General features: G+C 65.1%; 16 protein-coding genes. 9 read left to right on the top strand and 7 right to left on the bottom strand.

The window, feature by feature from the left end; genetic code table 11:
• The first annotated feature begins 180 nt into the window (after positions 1–180).
• Both ACFUCV_RS06590 and ACFUCV_RS06585 read left to right on the top strand, forming a co-directional pair.
• Positions 181–528, top strand: a complete 348-nt coding sequence (locus ACFUCV_RS06590) for a hypothetical protein (protein ID WP_380813660.1) — start codon at positions 181–183, stop codon at positions 526–528.
• A 239-nt stretch (positions 529–767) separates the two neighbouring features.
• Positions 768–2240, top strand: coding sequence for a DHA2 family efflux MFS transporter permease subunit (locus ACFUCV_RS06585; protein WP_380813655.1), 1473 nt, complete (start codon positions 768–770; stop codon positions 2238–2240).
• 410 nt (positions 2241–2650) lie between these two features.
• Here the strand turns inward: ACFUCV_RS06585 and ACFUCV_RS06580 are convergent, their stop codons facing one another.
• From ACFUCV_RS06580 to ACFUCV_RS06565, 4 genes are all read right to left on the bottom strand, one after another.
• Positions 2651–3079: a hypothetical protein gene (locus ACFUCV_RS06580; RefSeq protein WP_380813647.1), complete on the bottom strand. Its 429-nt coding sequence runs from the start codon at positions 3077–3079 to the stop codon at positions 2651–2653.
• Positions 3080–3116: 37 nt separating this feature from the next.
• Positions 3117–4193, bottom strand: coding sequence for an NADH:flavin oxidoreductase/NADH oxidase (locus ACFUCV_RS06575; RefSeq protein ID WP_380813644.1), 1077 nt, complete (start codon positions 4191–4193; stop codon positions 3117–3119).
• Positions 4194–4304: 111 nt separating this feature from the next.
• Positions 4305–4886, bottom strand: coding sequence for an antibiotic biosynthesis monooxygenase (locus ACFUCV_RS06570; RefSeq protein ID WP_380813641.1), 582 nt, complete (start codon positions 4884–4886; stop codon positions 4305–4307).
• Between the two features lie 223 nt (positions 4887–5109).
• A complete protein-coding gene (locus ACFUCV_RS06565) occupies positions 5110–6600 on the bottom strand; it encodes an MFS transporter (RefSeq protein WP_380813638.1) in 1491 nt (496 codons plus the stop codon).
• A 156-nt stretch (positions 6601–6756) separates the two neighbouring features.
• On the opposite strand from ACFUCV_RS06565, the gene ACFUCV_RS06560 reads away from it, so the two are divergent.
• Together ACFUCV_RS06560 and ACFUCV_RS06555 are read left to right on the top strand one after the other, a co-directional pair.
• Positions 6757–7440 (top strand): TetR/AcrR family transcriptional regulator, encoded by a 684-nt coding sequence (locus ACFUCV_RS06560; RefSeq protein ID WP_380813635.1) that lies wholly within the window; start codon positions 6757–6759, stop codon positions 7438–7440.
• 96 nt (positions 7441–7536) lie between these two features.
• Complete coding sequence (locus tag ACFUCV_RS06555) at positions 7537–7830, top strand: hypothetical protein (protein WP_380813632.1); 294 nt, start codon at positions 7537–7539, stop codon at positions 7828–7830.
• Between the two features lie 36 nt (positions 7831–7866).
• On the opposite strand, the gene ACFUCV_RS06550 is transcribed toward ACFUCV_RS06555, so the two are convergent.
• Positions 7867–8109 (bottom strand): DUF2630 family protein, encoded by a 243-nt coding sequence (locus tag ACFUCV_RS06550; protein WP_380813629.1) that lies wholly within the window; start codon positions 8107–8109, stop codon positions 7867–7869.
• Positions 8110–8332: 223 nt separating this feature from the next.
• Here ACFUCV_RS06550 and ACFUCV_RS06545 point away from each other — a divergent pair, with 223 nt between their 5' ends.
• The 5 genes from ACFUCV_RS06545 to mtnN all read left to right on the top strand — a co-directional run bounded on the left by ACFUCV_RS06545 (position 8333) and on the right by mtnN (position 15158).
• Entirely contained in the window at positions 8333–8785 is a 453-nt protein-coding gene (locus ACFUCV_RS06545) for an S-ribosylhomocysteine lyase (protein ID WP_380813626.1), read from the top strand.
• 140 nt (positions 8786–8925) lie between these two features.
• A complete protein-coding gene (locus tag ACFUCV_RS06540; protein WP_380813624.1) occupies positions 8926–10782 on the top strand; it encodes an ABC transporter ATP-binding protein in 1857 nt (618 codons plus the stop codon).
• On the top strand, positions 10779–12710 hold the full coding sequence (locus ACFUCV_RS06535; protein ID WP_380813621.1) for an ABC transporter ATP-binding protein: 1932 nt from the start codon (positions 10779–10781) through the stop codon (positions 12708–12710). Before ACFUCV_RS06540 ends, ACFUCV_RS06535 begins: the two co-directional genes overlap by 4 nt.
• Positions 12711–12945: 235 nt before the next feature.
• Positions 12946–14352, top strand: a complete 1407-nt coding sequence (locus ACFUCV_RS06530) for a mycothione reductase (RefSeq protein WP_380813618.1) — start codon at positions 12946–12948, stop codon at positions 14350–14352.
• 59 nt (positions 14353–14411) lie between these two features.
• Positions 14412–15158, top strand: a complete 747-nt coding sequence (gene mtnN / locus ACFUCV_RS06525) for a 5'-methylthioadenosine/S-adenosylhomocysteine nucleosidase (protein ID WP_380813855.1) — start codon at positions 14412–14414, stop codon at positions 15156–15158.
• A gap of 43 nt (positions 15159–15201) precedes the next feature.
• On the opposite strand, the gene ACFUCV_RS06520 is transcribed toward mtnN, so the two are convergent.
• Both ACFUCV_RS06520 and ACFUCV_RS06515 read right to left on the bottom strand, forming a co-directional pair.
• Positions 15202–16338 carry a calcium:proton antiporter gene (locus ACFUCV_RS06520; protein ID WP_380813615.1) on the bottom strand — a complete coding sequence of 379 codons (1137 nt, stop codon included), beginning with the start codon at positions 16336–16338 and terminating at the stop codon, positions 15202–15204.
• Positions 16339–16465: 127 nt separating this feature from the next.
• Positions 16466–16732, bottom strand: coding sequence for a Rho termination factor N-terminal domain-containing protein (locus ACFUCV_RS06515; protein ID WP_380813612.1), 267 nt, complete (start codon positions 16730–16732; stop codon positions 16466–16468).
• Positions 16733–16848 lie beyond the last annotated feature (116 nt).

Here is a 16848-nt window from a genome sequence, read left to right as displayed (position 1 = left end):
CTCCGCGCCCGGCAACCTGGCAAAAACGGGGTCGGCCACCGCGCACAGCGTACAGACGGCCCTGCCCGGCAAGCTTCCAGCCAAGGCAACCGACGGCGATTCCAGCAGCCGCTGGTCCCCCAACGGCGGAAACGCCAACTGGTTCCAGCTGGAGCTGGCCGCGGCCGGGCCTGTGCCGCATTGAACGAACCGTTCTGGGTCCGCAGCAACGCAGCCGGCGAGGCAAGCTTCACCGTCCCTGAGGGCCTGTCCGCAGGAAGCTGCGTGGTGACCGTGCAAAATGCCGAAGGGACGCTGCAGGGCTTTGCCGCCTGGTCGGCGGCTGCCGTGGAGCCGCCCATTGTGGTGGACCCCGTGGACCCCGTGGACCCGGCAAATCCGGTGGTGCCCGGAGTTCCCGGCACAGGTGCCGGCGACTTGGCGGCCAGCGGAGCCAGCCCGGCCGCGTTCCTTGGCGGTGGGGCGCTGGCCCCGTTGCTTGGCCTCGTGGCCATGGTTGGAGCGCGCCGCCGCTCCAACAAGGCCTGACCTTCCCGGCACGCGGCCGTGCGGTCCAGACACCTTCGTCTGGACCGCACGGTCTTTTAACGGGCGGGGTCCAACACGCCGCTGCCCTCCGTCCGGGAACGGCCCTGGACCGAGGGCCTGCCATCAGGAATAAAATCCACTCAACTGACGATTACACTTGAAAGCCTGCCGCCGCTGCCCTTTTCACGGGGAAACGTCCCGCCGGCCATATTTTTTCGCCACAATTGATTAGGGTCTTCATGTCTTCCACCACCTCCCCCGTTGCGGACAAAATGTCCGTCAGGGACCGGACCACCATTACAGTGCTGATTGTCTCTGCCTTTGTGGTGATCCTCAACGAGACCATCATGAATGTGGCGCTGCCGTCCTTGATGAACGAGTTCGGTGTCTCCTCCTCAGCCATCCAGTGGCTCGCCACCGCATTCCTGCTGACCATGTCGGTGGTGATACCCACCACCGGGTTCCTGCTGAACCGCTTTTCAATCCGCACCGTATTCCTCATTGCCATTGGCTTGTTCTCGGCCGGAACCTTGCTGGCCGGGCTGGCTCCGGGCTTTGAGGTGCTGCTGGTGGCCCGGGTGATTCAGGCCTCGGGCACGGCTGTGATGATGCCATTGCTGATCACCACCATCTTGGATTTGGTGCCCTCGCACCGGCGCGGTGCCGTGATGGGCAACGTCTCCATTGTCATCTCTGTCGCACCAGCCATTGGCCCCACCCTGTCGGGCCTGATCCTGAACTCTTTGTCCTGGCGATTCATGTTTTTCCTGGTCCTGCCGGTGGCTCTGATTGCTTTGATACTGGGTTCACGCCTGCTTCCGTCCGATCAAAAGCGCAGCGCCTCAAGGTTGTCGGTGCCCTCGCTGCTGCTGTCCATTCCTGCCTTTGGCGGACTGGTGTACGGCCTCAGCGGCATTGGTTCCCCGGACGCCGCCACCGCCCAAATAGCCCTGCTGGCCCTGGCCGTGTCGCTGGTGTCCTTGCTGGCGTTTGTCATGTTGCAGCTGAAGCTTCAGCGCAGCGATGCAGCCCTGTTGGACCTGCGCCCGTTCCTGCACCGCCAATTCACGCTGGCACTTTCGCTGATGGTGATGGCCATGCTGGCGCTTTTTGGCGTCATTATTCTCCTTCCCATGTATCTGCAGAACGTGCGTGGACTGGATGTGCTGAGCACCGGGCTCATGTTGCTTCCCGGCGGCGTGCTCATGGGTCTCCTGGCGCCGCTGGTGGGCAAGCTCTTTGACAAAGTCGGTGCCAGGCCCCTGTTGGTCCCCGGGGGCCTGCTGCTGGCCGTGATCCTCTTCGGCTACACGCAGCTCACAGCCGGCACCCCCCTGATCATGATCATTGGGCTGCATTTGCTCATGTCAGTGGCGCTTGCCTTCATCTTTACCCCGGCTTTCACGGCCGGACTGAACCCCTTGCCCCACTCCCTGCACGCCTATGGTTCGGCACTGCTTTCGACCCTGCAGCAGCTCGGCGGGGCTGCCGGGACAGCACTTTTGGTGGGCGTGATGGCTGCCGGGACCGCCGCGTCCCTGGCCGCAGGTCAAGACGACATCACGGCACAAACGGACGGTCTGAGCAATGGCTTCCTTGTTGCCGCCTGCGTGTCATTGGGCATCGTGGTGGTGGCGGCCTTCATGGGCAAGTCCGACGCCGGTGCCCCTGCCACCTCCGACGCTGCCGAACCGTCACTGAGCGTGCACTAGCCAAAGGTGCGGCGCCGGCTGGCGCGGGTCTTCGCATCAGCCGGTAGGCACGCCATGACGGCAAACGCCAACGGGGCACAGCGCCCGCCCATCAGCCGGAGCGTCCCGCCTCCGGCTTGGCCGGTGGCGCATGTCGCGGCCGAGCTGGGCCGGTGGGTCTCGGCGGAACGGGCCCGTGAAACCGGAACGGGCGCCGAGACCGCTGGTGCGCATGCGGAATTGGCTCGCCTGCGGAAAGAGAACGCGCAGCCCCGGATGGGTGCGGGAGCGCAGCACGTGAAGTTCCTCGGGTGTGGAAGCTGACCCCGTCGCCAATGCTTTAAGCTCCAGCGCGCCAAGCACAAGCATGGCCGGAATGGGTCCGGTGATGAGCAAGGCCAGTGCAGCTGCCGGTGGGGATGACCGACAAATCAGCCGTGGCGGGCACGCCAAGCCCAGGCCACCAGCGGCAGCTGCACCGGCAGCCGCAGCGCGTGGATCAACCGGGACTTGGCCGTTCCCTCCGGGCCGGCGGCATGATGAAGCGCTGCGACGTGCCCGGCGGTGAAAGCTGCAAACATGAGCGCCGTTGCTGTTGCTGCGGCGCCCCGGGTGGCTGGAATCAAAAGTCCCACGGCACCAAGTGCCTCCGGCACTGCTGAGGCGATGACCCAGCCGTGCCGCGTCAACGGCGCCCAAGGTGCGTACCCGCCACGGTTGTGCCCGGCAGTGCCGGGCCGGTCACGGCAAAGGATCCGCGGGACCACAGGGTAGTAAAACGCTGGATTCCGCAAATGATTGACAGCGCTTGCGCCCAGGACCGCGGCGAGGGCACAGGTGCTTAAGGTGGCAGCTTTCATGGATCCATCCTTGCACGCGGATCCAAGGTGCAGCCCCTTAGTTCATGGGTGCCCGGTGATAGGGCTGGGGTGCGTAGGGCAGTTCCACGCCCAGGGCGGCAGCGGCGCGCAGGGGAAAGTGCGGGTCACGCAGCAATTCCCGTCCCATCATGACCACATCGGCTTCTGCGGAGGCAATGATGTTCTCGGCCTGCGTGGGGGAATCAATAAGTCCCACAGCAATGCTGGGCACGCCTGCTCCGGTGCGCACGGCAGTGGCGAACGGCACCTGGTAGCCCGGTCCCACGGGGATCTGCGCCGGGGCGTTGCCACCGGAGGAAATATCGGCCAGGTCGGCGCCGTGCCCGGCAGCCCAGCGTGCCACAGACACCGTGTCCGCCACCGTCCAACCGCCGGCGATCCAGTCGGTGGCAGAGAAACGGACCACCACGGGCACCGCCGCTCCCACGGCGGCCCGCACTGCGTCAACCACTTCCAGCAACAGCCGGGCCCGGTTCGCCAGGGAACCGCCGTAGTTGTCGGTGCGGGTGTTGCTTAGCGGGGACAGGAACTGATGCAGCAGGTACCCGTGCGCCGCATGAACCTCCACCATGTCAAAACCCGCCTGCACGGCCCGCCGTGCAGCGGCACCAAAGGCTGTCACCACCGCCGCAATCTGCACCGCAGTCATTTCCTCGGGCCTCGCATAACCGGGGTAGGCTATGGCGCTGGGTGCATGGGTGGGCCAACCGCCGTCGTCCAGGGGAACGGTGCCCCGGTGCGGGTCCCAGGACCGGTACGTGGAGGCCTTCCTCCCGGCATGGGCCAACTGGATGGCCGCCGCCGCCCCCTGCCCATGGATGAAGTTCACCATGGGAACGAAGGCATCACGCTGCGCGTCGTTCCAGAGCCCCAGGTCCTGCGGTGAAATCCGGCCCTCGGGGACGACTGCCGTGGCCTCCACAAAGACGGCGCCGGCACCGCCGCGAGCCAATGCGCCAAGATGGACCAAATGCCAGTCGGTGGGGATGCCGTCCCGTTTCTCCACGGAATACTGGCACATGGGAGCAACCCAGAGACGGTTGCGAACGGTGGTGTTGCGCACTGTGATGGGGTTGAAAAGTGCGGACGTCATCAAGGGCTTCCCTTTCGGCGGATCATTCAGCGGTGTCACCGGGGGAAACGTGGCACACGCGGCAATGATTCCCCCAGCACCTGCAGCGCCGGGTGGACTTCACGGCCCATGTCAACGGTTTCTGCGCGCAGGCCTCCTGGGTGCCTGCAGCCAGGGCCGCAGCAGCCTTGTGCTCAATGGCAGGAACAAGTAGGTCATCAGGGGTGTGAGGATGCAGGTGGACAACAACACCGCCAGCGCCAAGGGCCACGTACGGGTCACCGGTTGCAGCAAAAAGTTGGCCAAGAGGCTCAGCGGGAAAAAGGGCAGGAAGATGCCGACTGCCTGCTTCCAGCGCGGTGGGACCACTGTCTCGGGAACGCTGATGCGCTGATCCCCGGACTGGTCAAACCAGCCCTCAATTCCGGTGCGGTGTTCCACGCGGGTGGTTTCCATGATGTCGCCGGCACTGTCAATCCACCACCGGCGTTCATCGGAGTCGTCCCAGGCCCGCAGTGATTCAAAGTCCGCGAATCTGTACAGGGCATGCCACTGATCCGAATCCGGGGAGGTGCGGATCCAACCCGACCCCAGATAGCCGGGCCATTCACGGGCAAGTTCCTGTCCCGCATGCGCCCAGGCAGCGAATTGGCGGTGGTAGCCGGGCTGGACTGCGCGGGCAATGGAAACTGTCACGGGCTGGGATGTCTGCACCGGTCCATGCTAGTGGATGAGCGCAACTGCTGCCCACCATGTGGACCGGGGATGGTGGCGGCCGGGTCCCTCCGCAGAAAGGCGGCGCCAGAAACGGTGCCGGGCAGGACGTCGGCACCGTGTGGCAGACAGACAAAAGGCGCCCCCCACGTGGTTCATGGGGGGGGCGCCTCCTGTCATCATGGGTGCGGCGGCCAAGGCACGCACACAGCCTGCGCTGCTTTTACATGTGGACAGCGGGAATGTCCGAGGGCGCTGCCATATCTTGGCGCCGGCGGTACATCAGCGCCGTCACCACTGCACCAACCACCAGCACCACGATGCAGGACATATAGGCACTGCCGTAGCCGCTGACCAGGGCATCGTTGGGGCTTTGGCCGGAGCCAAAGGCGGCAATGGTGGCTGAAGCGACCAGGGTGTTCATGACGGCCAGGCCAATGGAACCACCGAGTTGCTGGGAAGCGTTGACGGCCGCCGACGCAGCACCGGCGTCGTGCCGGTCAACGCCTAGGGTCCCAGTGCTCACGCAGGTGGAAATAATGGCACCAAGGCCCACGGCCACCACAAACATGGGAACCGCAACGTGCAGGGCATAGCTGCTGTCGGCCTTCGCCTGCAACAAAAGTACGGCGCCAATGGCGGAAATGACCATGCCGGCCGGCACCAGGATCTTGGCCCCGAGCTTGTCCAGCAGCACCGCGGTGGAGAGCAGGGCAGCAGCCATGATCCCCAGGCACAACGGCAGCACGGCCAAACCTGTCTGCAAGGGCGTGAAGCCAACCACTATCTGCAGAAAGTACACCAGGTAAAGGTTCACGCCAAAGATCACGGCACCGGAAATGAAGATGCCGATCATGGATGCTCCGCGGTCACGGTCCAAAATGATATGCAGCGGCAACAGCGGCGACTTGCCCTTGCGTTGCAGCAGCACAAAAATGAACAGCAGAACCACGCCCAGCACCAGACAGCCCCAGGTGGTGATGTCACCAAAACCGTGCTCTTCGGCGTTGGTGAAACCAAGAACCAGGACAAAGAAGCCCAAGGTTGCGAAGATGGCGCCGGGAACATCGAGTTTGACACCGCGCTCGCGGTACGTCGGAGCAAGGGCAATGACACCAACCACCAAGGCCACGGCGGCAAAGGCAATGTTGACGTACATGGTCCAGCGCCATGACAACGCTTCAGACAAAATGCCACCCAAGAGCAGGCCCACGGCACCTCCGGCACCGGCCAGGGCACCATAAATGCCGAAGGCCTTGCCGCGTTCCTTGGGATCCGTGAAGGTTGTTGTCAGCAGCGACAGGGCGGCCGGAGCCAAAAGCGCGGCGAAGATCCCCTGCAGCACGCGGGCTGCCAACAACACCGCGAAGGTGGGTGCAGCGCCGCCCAAGGCGGAGGCCACGGCGAAACCCACCAGACCAATGATGAAGATTTGCTTGCGGCCCATCAGGTCGGCAATGCGGCCGCCCAAAAGCAGCAGTCCACCGAAGGACAGGGCATAGGCGGTGATGACCCACGGGCGCAGGGAGTCGGAGAATCCCAACTCAATCTGCGCGCTGGGCAGGGCCACGTTCATGATGGTGGCATCGAGCACCACCATCAATTGGGAAACACCAATGGCCAACATGGCCCACCAGCGCAACGCCTTCCTGTGGGGATCCCGGAGGTCTGCTTGTTTCGGTGCTGCCGACTTGGGCGGAGTTACTGTGCTCATATACCTGTTGTTCCTGCATAAGTGTGGAACCATTCCTGCGAATGGCTGATAGCTCTACTTTACCGCATGCGGAACAGCTGTTCCGCCGTGAAAAATTTCACGTAGAATGGGTTTGACACAATTTATGATTGCCTCTCTGCTGAAAGTCCAATGTCCATGTCCATGACATCAGAACCCCGCAGCCGTTCGGCCGCCACCGCCGGGCCAGACGCGCCCACACCAGCGGAAAGCAATCCCGTCTCCGAGCCCGCCGGCGCGCGGGAACGCCAGGTGCATGTGGCAGCCCTGGGGCTGTTTGCCACCCAAGGCCTGGGCGCCCCGCTGGCGGACATTGCCAAGGCTGCGGGAGTCGGCGTCGCCACCCTCTACCGGCGTTACCGGGACAAGGACATTTTGATCCTTGAGGTGTACCGGGGGCAGCTGGATGTGATGGAAAAACTGGCAGTCCAAGCCAATGACTTTCCCGACGCCTGGAGCGGGCTGGTGCATTTTCTGCGCCGCACCACCGAACATTTCGCAGCCGACCGCGGTCTGCGCGAACTGATCCTTGGCGGCTACGTGGGCGGCGTGGGATGGGCCCGGCGGTCCACGCACAAGGAACTCATTGAGGCACTGGACCTTCTGGAACGTCGTGTCATAGCAGCATTGGAGGTCCTGGTGACGCGTGCCAAGGAACAAGGCACCGTCCGGAGCGACTTCGATGCGACCGATGTGCTCTTGATGTCGGCCATGGCCCACGCCCCGGCACCCGTGAAGGAATCGGGCTGGCCGGTCAGGGACAAACGGGCCTTGACCCTGTTGCTCGAAGGCATTCGGCCGCCGGCGCCGGACGGGTCCTGAACGCCTGCCAGTGGCCGGAAACGGCAAAAACCCGCAGACCACACCCTGGTTTTCACCAGCGGGCCAGCTGAACACCAAAGTTGTCAAGGAAGCCTGATGGTTGCTTGCCACGACCTGACCACCGATGCGCGCCTGCAGGAAGCTCTCCTGCAACTGCAACTGCAACTGCAGCTGCGGCGCGGCACCGCGTTCTTTGCCCGCAAACTCCGTCCCTCCTCCCAGGCTGGCGCCCGGGAAAGAAAAGACGGCAGCGCAGGGGCCACGGACAGGGGCGCATCCAATGCCACCTCAACAGCGCCGGGCGGGCCAGGCGGCATGCGCATCTACGATCCCCGTGCAGCCTCAGGAGCCGGGAAGCAGCGGTGGCCCGGCATGGCTGCCGGCCCTTGACCCTGCCGGCTCTTGACCCGGCCGACCCCCGCAACCCTACTGCTTGTAGCCCTCCACCTCACTGGCGGGGCGCAGCTGCGCTTCCTCCGGGTTTTCGCCTGCATTGAGCTTCGCCTCGCGCTGGCGCACCAGATCCCAACATTGGTCCAGTTCAATTTGAATCGACGTCAAGCGGCCTTCGCGCCCGTGCGCATCGCCCTCATCGGGCGGGGAATCGCGCAGCCTGCGCTGTTCCTGGACCAGCTCCTCAATCCTGTTGTGCACTTGCCCGTCATCCATGTCCATCACCCTGTTTCCGGCGTCGTTACCTGCTCGTCCATTGCTGCCTGCGCCCCTGTGAAGGGATGCACTTCCACGCTAGCGCCGTTTATGTCGGCTGGCGAGCATGGCCCGCCGCCCAGGGGCCCGCGGCAGCTACCATGAAGGTGACTCAGACAGCCCGCACAACAAGCCGCGGCTGTCATCAACACAGCAGGGAAGTGCACGTATGAACCAGCCACGCATGAACGTTGAATCATTCAACCTGGACCACCGCACGGTCGCGGCGCCCTACGTCCGGGTCGCGGACAGGAAGGTGCTGCCGCAGGGCGACGTCATCACCAAGTACGACGTCCGCTTCACCCAGCCCAACGTGGCGCACCTGGACATGAAGGCCATCCACTCGCTGGAGCACCTCTTTGCCGAGCACTCACGCAACCACTCCACCGCTGTCCTGGACTTCTCCCCCATGGGTTGCCAGACGGGGTATTACCTCATCCTTCAGGGTGAGCCGGAACTGCCGCAGGTGCTGTCATTGATTGAAGCCACCTTGACCGAGATCCTGGACGCCTCGGAAGTTCCCGCGGCCAATGAAGTCCAGTGCGGCTGGGGCGCCAACCATTCTCTTGAAGGCGCCCAGGATGCAGCCCGGGCGTTCCTGGCGCAGCGCGCCGAGTGGGAAAACGTCACCGCCTGAACACTGGAGCTGCACGTGGGGTCCCTTCCAGTGCGCGGCGTGAAGTTGGGGCGGTGTCCGGCGCCACAGCTATGGGCCGCGCCGCTGACGTAATGTTGAAGCAACCGCTTCCTCTAGGCACTGGACAAGTCAAAAAACGCATGGCGAAAAATAGCGACATCACCCTCATGGCCTCGCTGAGGCGGCTGGCACCACAACTGAAACCCATTGCGTGGCGGCTGCTCTTTGGCCTGCTCAGCGCACTCGCCGCCAGCGTGGTGGCGCTGATCGTGCCGCAGGTGTACCGGGTGCTGGTCAACACTGCACTGGCCCCGGGCCAAAGCACCGCAGCGCTGTGGACGGGCGCCGGAATTGTCCTGGGGCTTGGTCTGTTGGAGGCCTGGCTGATGGTGCTGCGCCGGCAGCTGGTCATTGTTCCGGCCAGCACCGTGGAAACGCGCATGCGCACCAGCTTTTACCGGCACCTGCAGCAGTTGGCGGTGGAATTCCACGACAAGTGGGGATCCGGGCAGCTGCTCAGCCGTTCCATGAGTGATTTGAACTTCCTGCGCCGCTGGATGGGATTTGGGGCCATCATGCTGGTGGTCACGGCGTTGACTGTGCTCATTGGCGTGGCGCTGATGTTCGCCATGAGCTGGGAACTGGGCCTGATTTTCCTCGCCGCAGCCGTTCCCATCACCATTTACGGCTTCCGCTTCCGACGCTCCTACGGCCGTGCCAGCCGCCGCAGCCAGGATCAGGCCGGCGATCTGGCCACGGTGGTGGAGGAATCAGTGCGCGGCATCCGCGTGCTGAAGGCCTTTGGCCGCAGCAGCGAGGCCCTGGACTCCTTCGCCAACCAGGCCCAGGAACTGCAGTCCACGGAAATCCACAAGGCCAAGTCGTTGGCGTCCTTTTCCCTGGTGGTGACTTTGCTGCCGGAGCTGGCGCTGGCCCTGGGGCTGGTCGCCGGCGTGCTGCTGGTGTCCGCCGGCCGGCTCGACGTCGGGACCTTGGTGGCGTTCTTTGCCACGGCCGCCGTCGTGGCCGGCCCGGTTGAATCCGTCGGCCCACTGCTGTCCATGACCCTGGCCGCCAAGACGGCGCTCGACAGGCACTTCGAGGTCATGGACGCCCCCCTCACCATTGCCGATCCGGACCAGCCACGGACACTGCCGCAGGTGCGCGGCCAACTGGAGTTCCGAAAGGTGCACTTCCGGTTCCCGGACACACCGCCAGAAACCCCGGATCTGCTGAACGGGGTGGATCTGACACTGCATCCCGGGGAGACCATGGCGCTGGTGGGCGTCACCGGCAGCGGCAAAAGCGCCCTGTTGAATCTGGTGCCGCGCCTTTTTGAAGCCACGTCGGGCGCGGTGCTGCTCGATGGTGTGGACATCCGGCAGCTGACGCTCGCGGAGCTGCGCACCCACGTTTCGGTGGCTTTTGAGGACACCACCTTGTTCTCCAGTTCGGTTCGGGACAATGTCCTGCTGGGCGCGGCCGAACAGGGCAGTGCAGACTTCCCCGGCGCTGGCCAGGGAGCCATTCTGGCGCAGGCGCTGGAGGTGGCGCAGGCGGATTTTGTGTACACGCTCCCTGCGGGTGTGGACACCCTCATTGGCGAGGAGGGCCTGAGCCTCTCCGGCGGGCAGCGTCAGCGGCTGGCCCTGGCCCGTGCCATTGCTGCCCGGCCGGCCGTGCTGGTGCTCGATGATCCCCTCTCGGCGCTGGATGTGAACACCGAAGAACGTGTCTCGCGCCGGCTCGGGGAGGTGTTGCAGCACACCACCACGCTCATCGTTGCGCACAGGCCCTCCACCGTGGCCATGGCCAACCGGGTGGCGCTGCTGCAGGATGGCCGGATTGCCGCGGTGGGCACCCACGCGGAACTGCTGGCAGGTAATGAACATTACCGGCACGTGCTGGCCAGCCTTGACCCGGCACCGCGTGATCTGGACACCGCGGCCGAGGACGAACTCCCACCTGCACTCTCCCCCAAGGCGGCCAACGCATGAAACCAGTAAAACGGCAGGACCGCGGGCAGGCGTCGCCGGGGCAGGCAGCCCGAAAGCCGGAGGCTGACCACCCGGACACCGCCAGCACACGCACCGCGGCCACGGCGCAGGGCACGGCCGGTGAGGACCGGGTGGATTTGAGCCGGGCGGACAGCAAGGCCGTGCGGCGCCGTTCGGTGCAGCTGCTGCGCGTGCTGCTGCGGCCCGTGCGCCTGCGGTTCGCCCTGACGGTCGCCCTGGTTGTGCTGTCCCAGGCAGCCAAAGTGTCGGGTCCGCTGTTGATTGCCTTTGGGATTGATTCAGCCCTGCCGGCGCTTAGCGGCGGCGGCCGCGACTGGTTCCCCTTGGCCCTGACGGGTGGCGGCTATGTGCTTGCCGCCTTCGCCGCGGCCTGGCTGACAGCTGCATATTTGACGGCCACGGCCCGGCTGAGCCAGGCCATGTTGCTGGATCTGCGCCTGCGGGTCTTTCGGCACACGCAGCGCCTGAGCATGGAGTTCCACGAAAAGTACACCTCCGGGCGCATCATTTCACGTCAGACCTCGGATTTGGAGGCGCTGCGCGAACTGCTGGATTCGGGCATTTCCTCCCTGGCCTCGGGCCTGGTGTTCATGCTGTTGACCGCGGTGTCCATTTTTACCCTGGACTTGCCCACGGGGCTGCTGCTGGTGGTCTCCGTGCTGCCCATGCTCGCCCTGGCGCGCTGGTATCAAAGGCGCTCCCAGGCAGCCTACCGCTCCTCGCGGGTGGTGTCCGCGGGCCTGATAGTGCACTTTGTGGAGACCATGACGGGCATCCGCGCCGTGAAGGCCTTCCGCCGTGAGCAGGTCAACGCGGCCCATTATGACGAGCTGGCCGAGGAGTACCGCCGCGTAGCCGTGCGCTCCATCAATCTCAACGGCGTTTTCCAGCCCGGTCTGGTGCTCATTGGCAATGTCACGGTGGCCGCCGTGCTGCTGCTGGGCGGCTACCGGGTGCTCGGCGGGGCGCTGGAAGTGGGCGCCCTGCTGGCCCTGCTGCTGGCCACCAAGCGCTTTTTTTCACCCGTGAGCCAAATGGCCATGTTCTACAATTCCTTCCAGTCCGCGCAGGCCGCCCTGGAAAAGGTCTCCGGACTGTTGGAGGAGGTTCCCACGGTGCGCCCGCCGCGCCACCCGGTGCCGCTGCCGGCCGCCCGCGGGGACATCCGCTTCTCCGGCGCCACCTTTGGTTATGGGGACTCTCCCGCCGTGCTGTCGGGCCTGGATCTGCACATCCCCGCCGGGCAGACGGTGGCGGTGGTGGGCGCCACCGGTGCCGGGAAGTCCACGCTGGCCAAGCTCATGGCCCGCTTCTATGACGTCTCGGAAGGGTCCCTGACGCTCGACGGCGTGGAGTTGCGCGAGTTGTCCACCGCGGATCTGCGCCGCGCAGTGGTCATGGTGACGCAGGAGGCCTTCCTCTTCAGTGGCACGGTGGCCGAGAACATCGCCCTGGGCCGGCCCTCGGCCAGCCGGGCGGAAATTGAGGCCGCTGCGCGTGACGTGGGTGCCGATGACTTCATCCGGGCGCTGCCGGACGGGTACGACACCGACGTCAACAAGCGCGGCGGGCGCGTCTCGGCCGGTCAGCGCCAGCTGATTTCCTTTGCCCGGGCGTTCCTGGCCAATCCGGCGGTGCTGATCCTGGATGAGGCCACCTCATCCCTGGACATCCCCTCCGAACGGCTGGTCCAGCAGGGTCTGCACCGGCTGCTGGGCGCCAAGGAGGGGCACAGCAGCCGCACGGCGGTGGTGATTGCACACCGGCTCTCCACAGTGGCCATTGCCGACCGGGTGTTGGTGGTGCAGGAAGGGCGCATTGTGGAGGACGGCACCCCCGCCGAACTGCTCGCCGGCGGGGGCCGCTTTGCCGAGCTGCACGGCGCCTGGCAGGACTCGCTGCTTTAGGCGGCCGCAAACGCCGCCACCTTTTCCTCCTGGTGGTGCAGGCAGCAGGCCAGACGGATCCAGGTTCGTGGCCGTGGCTGGATGCCGGCGGGTCAGGCACCGGGGACGGGCTACCGGGCCCGCTGGTCCACCACAACCGCCCCTGGCATGCCCTGAGCGAAAAATCGCAGCTGCCGCAGCGGGACGCTGCCATAGTGGGAGGGTCACCACCATCCCCGCCACGGAAAGCAGCCCCATGCCCCACTTTGACCTCGTCATCATTGGCACGGGTTCGGGAAATTCCATCCCGGGCCCGGAATTCGCGCACTGGAACATCGCCATTGTGGAGGACGGCCTGTTTGGCGGCACCTGCCTGAACGTGGGCTGCATTCCCACCAAAATGTTTGTCCACCCCGCCGAGCTTGCCGACGCCTCCCGGCATGGGCGCTCGTTGGGCATTGACGCCCGGCTGGAGTCCGTGGATTGGCCAGGCATCCGCGACCGGATCTTCTCCCGCATCGATGCCATTGAGGCCGGCGGACGCAGCTACCGCGAGGGCGCACAATGTCCCAACATCACGGTCTTTGCCGGCCGCGGCAGCTTTACCGGGCACAAAAGCCTCAATGTGAAGCTGCACGACGGCGGCACGGCCCAGCTGACAGCCGAGCGCTGGGTGATTGCCGCAGGATCCCATGCCTTCGTCCCTGACGTTCCCGGACTGCGGGACGGCGCGGCATCCTTCCACACCTCCGACACCATCATGCGGCTGGACTCGCTCCCCGCCAGCATGGCCATCCTGGGCGGTGGCTACATAGCGGCCGAATTTGCGCACGTGTTTTCCTCCTTTGGCGTCCAGGTGACGCAGCTGGTGCGCGGGGACAAGCTGCTCAAATCCCAGGATCATGAAGTGGCCGCGCAGTTCACCAGCGAGGCTGCCGGCCGCTACCCCGTCCGCCTGAACACGGAGGTGACGGGCGTGGCCAACACGGCCCACGGCGTCGAACTGTCCCTGGGCACCCCGGATGGGACGGACACCCTGAGCGTGGAGGTGCTGCTGGTGGCCACCGGGCGCAAACCCAACGGAGCCGGACTGGATGTGGACAAAACCGGCGTGGCGCTGGACGAACACGGCCGCGTGGTGGTGGATGCGCAGCAACGCACGGCGGTGGAGGGAATTTTCGCGCTGGGGGACGTGAGCTCGCACTATCAGCTCAAGCACGTGGCCAACCACGAGGCACGCGTGGTCAAACACAATCTGGCCCACCCGGAAGCCCCCATCAGCTCCGACCACCGCTTTGTACCGGCCGCCGTGTTCACCGACCCGCAGATCGCCTCCGTGGGCATCACCGAGGACAAGGCCATACGGGCCGGCATTCCGTACGTCAAAAAGGTGCAGAACTATTCAGACATAGCCGCCGGTTGGGCACGTGAGGACCACGGCCACTTTTTAAAGGTGTTGGCGGATCCTGCCACCGGCCTGCTGCTGGGCGCGCACGTCATTGGCCCCGAGGCCGCCACAGTGATCCAGCCGCTGGTCCAGGCCATGCATTTTGGGCAGGCGGCGCACCAGGTGGCCACGGGCCAGTACTGGATCCACCCGGCCCTGTCGGAATTGGTGGAGAACGCCCTGCTGGGCCTGCCGGAGCCTGGCCCGATAGCATAGGGAGGGCAAGCGACGGGCCAGACAAAACCCCGCCACCACCTCCACACAAGGGCAGCACCATCACCACTTCACGCATTGCACCTGTTGACGTCATCATCATTGCGGCCATGGAACCGGAAATCATCCCGTTTTTAAACCAGGCCACCGAACTCGGCGAACCCCGGCAGGTGGGAAACGCCGTGCTCTACAGCGGCCTGTTGGCGGGACGCCGCGCGCTTTTTGTGCGTGGCGGTATTGGCCTGGTCAATGCCGCCGGCGCGGCAAATTCGGCCTTGCTGCTCGCCGGCGGTGAGGTTCCTCCGCTGGTGATCAGTGCCGGCACCGCCGGTGGTCTGGGGGCGGACGTGCGGGTGGGGGATGTGGTCATTGGCACCGAAATGATCAACGCCGACGCCGACGCCCGTGCCTTTGGCTACGTGCTGGGGCAGGTTCCGGGCATGCCGGCCAGCTACCCCTCCCCCGGCCCCGCCATCCAGGCCGGCCTCGACGGTGTTCCCACCGAACGCACCGCAGCCACGGTCCACCACGGCGTGGTCGTCTCCAGCTACTCCTTTGTGGGCCACGACCGCGCCCCCATCATCAAGGGGCAGTTCGCAGGCGTTTTGGCCACCGACATGGAATCCTCCGCCATTGCCCAGACCTGCCATGTGCATGGCGCCCCGTTTTTGGCCGTCCGCGGAATCTCGGACCTGTGCGGGCCCGCCTCCGAAGCCGACTTCATTGAACACGTGGACGACGCTGCAGAGCGTTCCGCGGAAGTTGCCATCCCCGTCATAGCGGCCTGGTGGGCGGCGCAGGCGGGCTAAGGCGCCGCCGGGACCGGGACGTTCCGCCGCCAGCGCCGCGATTTTAGGTGAAAATGACGAGCAAATAGATGCCGAAGAGCGACAAATGGGCTGCGCCATGAATGGCCGTGGCCTGTTTGCCTCCAAAAGTGGCGGCCGTCAGCATGAGACTCACGGCCAGCAGCATCAAATCCGCCGGTGGGAGCGCCAGCAGCACTGTTTGTCCCGTCAGCAGACCAATGAGCAGCACCGCCGGAATGGTCAGGCCCACTGTGGAGACCAGGGCGCCGTGGCAGAGGTTGCTCACGCGCTGGCCTTGGCCCCGAAGCGCCGCATGGAACGTGGTGATGGTTTCCGGAAGGAACACGATGGCGGCAATGAGCATTCCTGCCAACGCCGTGGGCGCGCCTGCACGCCCCAGCCCCTGGTCCAACAGTGTGGCCATGGTGTGGGAGAGCAAAACTATGGGCAAGACGGTGACCACCAGCAGGCCCAGGCGGGTGAGGATTTCCCGGTGGTGTCTGCGCAGCACTGCCTTGATGGGCAGTTTGGGCGCCGTTGCCGCGGCGGGCTCCACGGTGTCCGTTTCGGTGAAATCGTCCGCCTGCGCCCCCATTTGGCGGAGGAGGAAAAACGCATACAAGGCCAGGGCCAGCACCATGACGGGGATTTGCTGGCCCGCAGTGTAGCTGCCGTTGATGCCAATCAACGCAGGCAAGGCAAAAGCCACGGCCAGCAGCACCAGCAGCATGGCCAGGTAGGCGGAGCTCCCCCGGCGGTTGTGCCGCAGGCCTCCGTGCTTCAGCCCGCCCAGCAGCAGCGCCAGGCCAATGACTCCGTTAAGGATGATCATGGCCACCGCCATGACTGAATCACGGGCAATGGTGCCATGGTCGCCGGGCCCCAACATGACGGCGGAGATCAGCACCACCTCAATGAGCACGATCGACAAGGTCAGCACCAGCGAGCCATAGGGATCCCCCAGCCGCCTGGCCAGCTGCTCCGCTTCATGGACCACCCCGAAGGAACACAGCAGGATCACCGCAATGATGGCCCCCAGAACCATCAGCAACAAAGGCGTCGGGGTGGGGGCCGCCAGCAGGGGCGCGGCCACGGCCAGTGCGCCCACGGCACCCCAGCCCAGGGCCATGCGGGCCAAAGCGGCGCCGGTGATGAGGGAACGTAAAGTTAGTGTGGTCATGGGGAACCCGTTCTGCGGGGTCGTCCCCAAGTAAGCGTCCCAGGCGCGGGCCGTCCCACCCCTGATCGTATGTTTGCTGCCGGACGCGAGTGCTTCAGCACTTGGCGCACCGCACCGGCTTATCCTGCTAGGAGTTCCGCAGCGCTGTTATGAGTTCGCCTTTACGCTGCCGGGAATAGCCGGTGAGCCCGATCTCCTTGGCGCGTTGCTTGAGTTCGGGCACCGTCCAGTCCTCGTAGTTCCCGGAAGTGCCGCCCTTGCGCCCAATGGCCGAGCGGCCCTTTTGAGCCGCGGCATTGGATATGCGTGCCGCCTTTTGTTTTGAGGCACCGTCTTCACGCAGGGACTCGTAAAGCTCAGGGTCCTTCAGGCGTGACTTGCTTGCTGCGGGCATGGCGGGTGCCTCCTTCGGCTGCGTTCGGGCGTCCTTCCCTTTAGACTACGCAGCCGTTCCGCCCGGGGCAAAGGCAACGGGTGTTAAAGAGCTGCGCGGCCCCATCAAGGGCCGCG

The sequence above is a fragment of the Specibacter sp. NPDC057265 genome, assembly GCF_042668835.1.
Taxonomy (GTDB): Bacteria; Actinomycetota; Actinomycetes; order Actinomycetales; family Micrococcaceae; genus Specibacter.
This window is presented reverse-complemented; position numbering and strand designations above follow the sequence as displayed.